Genomic DNA, 6,089 nt, shown 5'->3' with positions numbered 1-6,089 from the left:
TTCCCCGCTGGTTGGGCTGAGCAGTCCGTTAAAGTGCTGGATCAGCGTTGATTTGCCGGAACCGTTCGCTCCCACAACGCCCAGGAACTCGCCCTGGTTTACGGAAAGGGTGATGTCATCCAGGGCTTTTTTTTCGTAAGGAGTGCCGGGCAAGTAGGTATGGGTTAGGTTTTTCACATCTATAATTGACATATATATTCCACCATCTGCCGCATGCTGATGATTTTTTTATCGATTGCGTGGCCGCGTTTTCTCAGGCCGTTGGCCAACTGGACGATTTCGGGCGGTTTTAAACCCGTATTTATGAGGTTTTCTTCTGATGTAAAAACCTCCCACGGCGCTCCTTCGAGGCAAACGGCGCCTTCATTGAGCACAATCAGGCGCTGTGCATGGACGACGTCTTCCATGTTGTGCGAGATCAGGATGATCGTGATGCCGTGCTTTTCGTTCAGTTCTTTTAAGTTCACAATGAGTTCTTCCCTGCCGCGCGGGTCGAGCATGGACGTGGGTTCGTCCAGGACCAGGCAGGCCGGCCGCATGGCCAGGGCTGACGCTATGGTTACTTTTTGTTTCTGGCCGCCGGAAAGCAAGTGCGGGGCGTGATGGCGCAGTTCCGCCAGGCCGACGGACCGCAGCGCCCAGTCGATGCGCTCTTTTACTTCCGCGGGCGGGAGTCTCAGGTTCTCCGGGCCAAAGGCGACATCCTCCTCCACGATGGAACTGATAATCTGGTTGTCGGGGTTTTGAAAGACCATCCCCACCTGGCGCCTGATTTCGTTAAGAGAACTCCTGTCCGCCGTGTCCAGTCCGTTTACATACACCTTGCCCGCCGTGGGTTGAATCAGGCCGTTGATGAGACGGGCGAGGGTGGTTTTCCCGGACCCGTTCATCCCGATCAGCCCGACGTACTCGCCCTGCCGGATGGCCAGGTTTATGTTTTTGAGGGCGCGTTTTTTATCCGAATGGCCGGTGTCGTATTCTTTTGTGACGTCGATCAGTTCAATAATGTTCATTCACTCCCAGGTGGATAATCTTGGCCTCAGCCGCTTGATCAATACCGCGGCGATCAGTCCGCCCGCGGCGCCGAACAAAACATGGGAAGCCGAGGCGAACCCCAGACCCAGGGCGATAAATCCCATCGGCATCTTAAGCAATATTCCCAGAACGAGGTTCGCAACTAATTTCGACAGGCTGGTCAATGTGCCGCAGATGGCGCCGACGAAAGGGTTTTCGAGCTTGTTGTAAAATACCGGGGCGAGAAAGTCGATTAATAACCCCGGAACGAAGTATTTGAAAAATACAAACACTCCTTCTTTCCCCAGCCCCAACAGCACGGCAAGCGCACCTGAAACAATGCCCATGATTATTCCCGCTCCGAACTTGGGGATCAGCCCCTTGCCCAGAACCAGGATCCCCATCCAATATATGCTGGTATGTCCTGGCAGGTGCAGCGGCAGCCTGGTTATGTCCTTGGTGATCGAGATAAGTGTCCCGAACATGGTCAGTCTGAGCACATCGGCCAGTCCGAGCCTGAAAATGAATTTTTCCGCTACCGGCGCTTTTTCCTCCTGGTATTTCTTTGCTGTATCCTCCACCGCAGTTACCTCTTTATCAATTTATTTTGTTGATTTCACTGACATCCTCGACAAGGAAACGTTGATAGTCATTTTTCCGGCACAAGTTAACGGTTCCATGATCCGTAAAGTACAAGAGATAGTCCCTGGTAATCTCGTTCTTATTTGCCTGGAAAACAGATTTGTTGTCCACGCCTTTAACCTCGATTTGATTGAACTCGCCGATGCCCGCCGCTCCCATGGCATACAGCAGGCTCAGACCTTTAGCATCCTTGTCGCCGGGGGACTCCTGATCTTTTAGCGTTTTTAGCACATCGACACCCATGAGAGCGACAAGGTTGTTGTTCTCCTGCATCTTGATCACCGTGGCGGATTTTAGCCCCCGCTCTTTTGAAAGGTTCTCCAACAGGTAGGAACCGGCTACGGCTAAAATAATCAGAACGATGCTGATTATAATTTTTTTATTTAACGACATAACATTACCTCGTTTAGTCTATATAGAATTATTAATTGTCGAGAGTATCACCGGGAAGTTCTTAAAACAGCTGAATCCGGGGCGCGTCCACCTGCGGTAGCGGCAGTTGTAGCAGGTCAGCACGCCTTCCAGGTAGATTTCCTCCTCATTGTCATCCTTGTAAAGCGGGCAGGCTGTGGCAAGCACCATGGTCGCGCGCACATCCTCCCGGCTGCTGTCGTCCCCGAGAAAGCATTTTGTCCCACCCGTTTCCTTCACATATTTTATCAACACTTCTTTTGCCTCCATATAAGTTAAACCTTTCACCCCTTTACAAATTATTCATATCAACAGTTAGAGGCTCATTTCCAGAATTTCAGCTATATCCAGGGTTTTGATACTGTTATTAACGCCTTTAACCTTGATTTGTTCAGAAAGAGTGGCCAAGCAATACGGACAGGTCGTGCAGACCACCTCGGCTCCGGTCGAAAGGGCTTCCCCGGCCCTGTTTTGGCCGATCAAGTTTTCGGGCCCGCTTTTCATCCAAAACCTGCCTCCCCCCGCGCCGCAGCAAAAAGATTTTTCCCTGGAACGGGGCATTTCGGCCAGGCGGACGCCCGGTATGGACTTCAGAATTTCCCGCGGCTCATTATAAAGATTATTGTAACGGCCCAGGTAGCATGAATCGTGACAGGTAATTATTTTGCCGATACTTTTGCCTGGCTTGATCCTGCCTTCGTGCAGCAGGCCGGCTAAAAAAACGGAGTGCGGGATGACTTTATATCTCCCGCCGAACTGGGGATATTCGTTTTTCAAAGTGTTAAAGCAGTGGGTACAGGCAGTTAAAATATTCTTTACATTTAACTTGTTGAAAAGCGATACATTCTTTTGCGCGATCCTTTGGAACAGGTGCTCATTTCCCATCCGGCGGGCCGTCTCGCCGCAGCACCATTCTTCACGTCCGAGCACGGCGAAACTGACGCCTGCTTTCTTCAATATATTAACAAACGCGGCGGCTGCTCTCCCGGCCGTCTCATCGAACGAACCGGCGCAGCCCACAAAATAAAGGTACTGCGCGTCGGGTTTTTCGGCCAGGGTTGGCATCTCCAATTCTTTTGCCAGGTCATATCCGGTTTCGCGGCTGACACCCCAGGGGTTGCCGTAATTTTCCATGCCGGCAATGGCTTGCTTGATTTTCCCAGGCACGTTCTTCCCCGACGAGACAATATAACGGCGCAGGTCGAACAGCCTGGAGGTATGCTCGATCGAGATCGGGCAGGTTTCCATGCACCCCCCGCAGGTGGCGCAGCTCCAAATAAATTCTTCTTCATAGACGTCACCGATGAGGTTTTTCTTCTTGACGCCCTTTTTAGTCTTGTAGGAAATTGAACCTTCCGCCGCTTTTTGCTTTGCAGCTTTTGGATGCCAGACTTTCCGGTTTAAAAGCACCGGGGCAATTTTTTCTATGTGATTGCGCAGGCGGCCGTTGAACCTTTTTGGTTTGGTCGGTTCTTCGCTCTGATGGGCGGGGCAGATTTCATCACAGCGGCCGCATTTTACGCAGGCGTAAGCCTCGAAAAGCTGCTTCCAGGTAAGGTCCTCCAGTTTGCTCGCCCCGTAAGTTTTAACATTTTCGTCGTCAAATTGAATTTTACGCAAAGCGCCCTTTGGTTCCAGCGAGTGCCAGTAGGTGTTGAAAGGGGCGAACACCATATGCAGGTGTTTCGAGTGGGGGATGATGAACAATAATGAGAAAATAGCCAGGTAGTGGGTCCACCAGAAAAACATCCCGGCGGCATGAATTGCATTTTCATTAAAGCCCTCCAGAAACCTTGAAACAGCCGCAGCCAGCGGGGCGGCCCCGCTTAAAGCGGCTCCTTCGCCAAGCGCGAGCCGGGTTCCGTGAAACAGGACTTCCGTTATCGCGATGACCAGGATCAATCCAAGGATTACAAAAACCACGGGAGTGTTCTTCAGCCAGACCGGCTTTTTAACGACCCGCCGCAAAAAGCTGCCGCCGATCCCGAAGATGATTAAAGCGATAAAAATATCTTTGATGAAAAGGTAGCCGGGATTATCTCCGATATAAGGAATACTGGTTTTGAAAAGGCCTTCCGCAACCATATTGGGGATGCCCGGCAACAGGACACAAAAGCCGCACATGATAAACCCGTGCAGAAAACCAAACAGGGGTTTATTCATAATTTTCTTTTGGCCGGCCACATGGGTGAGAAAATATTTCCAGCGTTCAAGCGGGCGGTCAAAACGGTTTTCCGGCCTGCCCAACTTTATGTAGCGGCAGCGCCAATATACCTCGCATAGAAAATAACCTAACGATATGACCATGAGGACAAAAAAAATATAAATCTCCACTTTGCCTTTCCTTTCGGTTAGTGCCTGGTCCTTTACTGCAAAACTTATTCCAGCCATGCAAAAAATAATACCGGGCAAACTCTGCGAAAAAACAAAGTTAGCCCGGCACATAAGCCGGATCAAGAACTCTCCTTTTCGCAATGGGAGACATACCGGTTTCCCGGTACACCCTACCGGCCGAAAACCATGGCTTAAAAGCTTTAGGTCATATGGCTCGGAGAGTAATCATCATTAAAAAATATAAGCTTTGCCCGTTGCAAAAGGACAAAGCTTTTTTCCAAAAACCTCTCCTTTCCGCACCGGGAGGTACAGGAGTTTCCCACCGTACCCTAACGGCCTGGTTACCGTACCCTGCTTTTGTTTAGGTATGCCAGGCTCGGAGAATTCTTTGTTTTATATAACTATTCAACATTAAAAAACAATTTCCTGCCGGGGTATACTTTTTCGTTAACTTATTCTTGCCCTAATTTCAGGCACTTTGTGACACTCTGCTCCTCCGGGAGATGAATCCCGGCAGCTTCTTCGGGCACCCGTGCGTAGTCGCTGCCCGCAGTAAATTGAGGCGTGGCCTCTACCGCATTGAGAGCGTAGTGGGCGACGGATACACCGGGCGGTGCCAAGCCCGTTCCTGCTCCCATTTTGGATTTACAGCTCATGGGGAGCGGGAACACCCTTGCCTTTCGGACTTTAGGGCTTTGTTCGCGCTTATTTCCGCTCAGGCCGTGTATCTTAAAAAGAACTTTTTGCCTATATTTCTTACGGTGTTTAGATCAACACTGCCTTTCTTACCGCATTTACAAGTGAATAACGGTGCGCGCCGGTCTATTTCCGCCCCGCAGCCGGCGCATAACCGGCTTATGTCCTTGGGGTTGACCCGGCTGGTGATTATTCCATACTCCCAGGCTTTGTATTTGGTATAGTGGAATATCCTGCCCCGGAGCCAGTAGGAACGCCTGGAGTTGGCCCGCCTGCTGTATTTGCCCTGCTCGGGTTTAAAACTGTTCGAGTGTTCAAACACGATGATACTCGCTCCGTGTTCCAGGGCAAAGTCCAGTATTCTGCGGGATACCCGGTGGGCTTCATTATCGTCGATGTTATGGATCTTATTCCACAAGGCCTTATTGTCCTGCTCATCCTTGTTTAATGAACCGGTAAGACTGAGCTTGGTTGCGATTATGCCCAAAAGTCGTTTCCTACGGCCGTTTAGGTTATCGCCGCCCCGGATGAACCGGGTGGCTACCTGCGTGCCGTCGCTTTTGAATATACCGCATACCGCCAGCTTGTCGCACGTGTTTAAGTCAACAGCGCAAATTTTAAGGTTTGGGTCTTTAACCTGTTCGGCAACCGACTTAACCGCCGGTTTTTCCTTTTCAACCGGGAAATGCAGCTCAATCCGGTTCTTCTTGATTACTGCGCGAGGGCATCCTATCTTCCAACCGTCCTGAACCCGCCTGCCGGTTAAATGGTACTTCACCCAGCGCCAGGTGCTGCCGTCGTACAACTTCAGCATTATAGACTTGCCGGTGTAGCCTTTGTACTGGCCGGTATAAAACAAAGTGTTGCGCTGCCACTCTCTGGGCGGCACCGGCGGCCTGTATTTAAACTTTTTCCCCTTGGCTTCGGCCTTGGCTTTGGCATCTTTCCATCTTTTCAGCTTGGAGAAGAATGACCGGGCTGCCCCAATGGCG

The 6,089-nt window shown here is 50.7% G+C and carries 8 protein-coding genes and 2 riboswitches; all 8 genes read right to left on the bottom strand.

Going from position 1 to position 6,089, the window contains the following annotated elements; all coding sequences use genetic code 11:
* Positions 1–192 (bottom strand): ATP-binding cassette domain-containing protein (locus A4E54_RS01000; protein ID WP_286723815.1); only part of this gene is annotated, 192 nt, incomplete at its 3' end.
* Positions 180–1,013 (bottom strand): energy-coupling factor transporter ATPase, encoded by an 834-nt coding sequence (locus A4E54_RS00995; protein ID WP_277444992.1) that lies wholly within the window; start codon positions 1,011–1,013, stop codon positions 180–182. The genes A4E54_RS00995 and A4E54_RS01000, both read right to left, overlap by 13 nt.
* On the bottom strand, positions 1,014–1,595 hold the full coding sequence (locus A4E54_RS00990) for a hypothetical protein (RefSeq protein WP_277444990.1): 582 nt from the start codon (positions 1,593–1,595) through the stop codon (positions 1,014–1,016).
* Positions 1,596–1,611: 16 nt separating this feature from the next.
* Positions 1,612–2,049, bottom strand: coding sequence for a hypothetical protein (locus tag A4E54_RS00985; protein ID WP_277444989.1), 438 nt, complete (start codon positions 2,047–2,049; stop codon positions 1,612–1,614).
* Between the two features lie 18 nt (positions 2,050–2,067).
* The gene (locus A4E54_RS00980; protein WP_277444987.1) at positions 2,068–2,322 is read right to left on the bottom strand and encodes a hypothetical protein; all 255 of its coding nucleotides are present in this window, start codon (positions 2,320–2,322) and stop codon (positions 2,068–2,070) included.
* 60 nt (positions 2,323–2,382) lie between these two features.
* Positions 2,383–4,524 (bottom strand): heterodisulfide reductase-related iron-sulfur binding cluster, encoded by a 2,142-nt coding sequence (locus A4E54_RS00975; RefSeq protein WP_277444986.1) that lies wholly within the window; start codon positions 4,522–4,524, stop codon positions 2,383–2,385.
* Positions 4,514–4,633: riboswitch (molybdenum cofactor riboswitch) on the bottom strand. (Overlaps the previous gene by 11 nt.)
* Before the next feature lie 39 nt (positions 4,634–4,672).
* A riboswitch (molybdenum cofactor riboswitch) is annotated at positions 4,673–4,795 on the bottom strand.
* 58 nt (positions 4,796–4,853) lie between these two features.
* Positions 4,854–5,057 carry a hypothetical protein gene (locus tag A4E54_RS00970; RefSeq protein ID WP_286723809.1) on the bottom strand — a complete coding sequence of 68 codons (204 nt, stop codon included), beginning with the start codon at positions 5,055–5,057 and terminating at the stop codon, positions 4,854–4,856.
* Between the two features lie 59 nt (positions 5,058–5,116).
* A partial coding sequence (locus A4E54_RS00965) for a zinc ribbon domain-containing protein (protein WP_286723807.1) occupies positions 5,117–6,089 on the bottom strand: 973 nt, incomplete at its 5' end.

This window comes from Pelotomaculum sp. PtaB.Bin117, assembly GCF_002067195.1.
GTDB classification, from domain to species: Bacteria; Bacillota; Desulfotomaculia; order Desulfotomaculales; family Pelotomaculaceae; genus Pelotomaculum_D; species Pelotomaculum_D terephthalicicum.
This window is presented reverse-complemented; position numbering and strand designations above follow the sequence as displayed.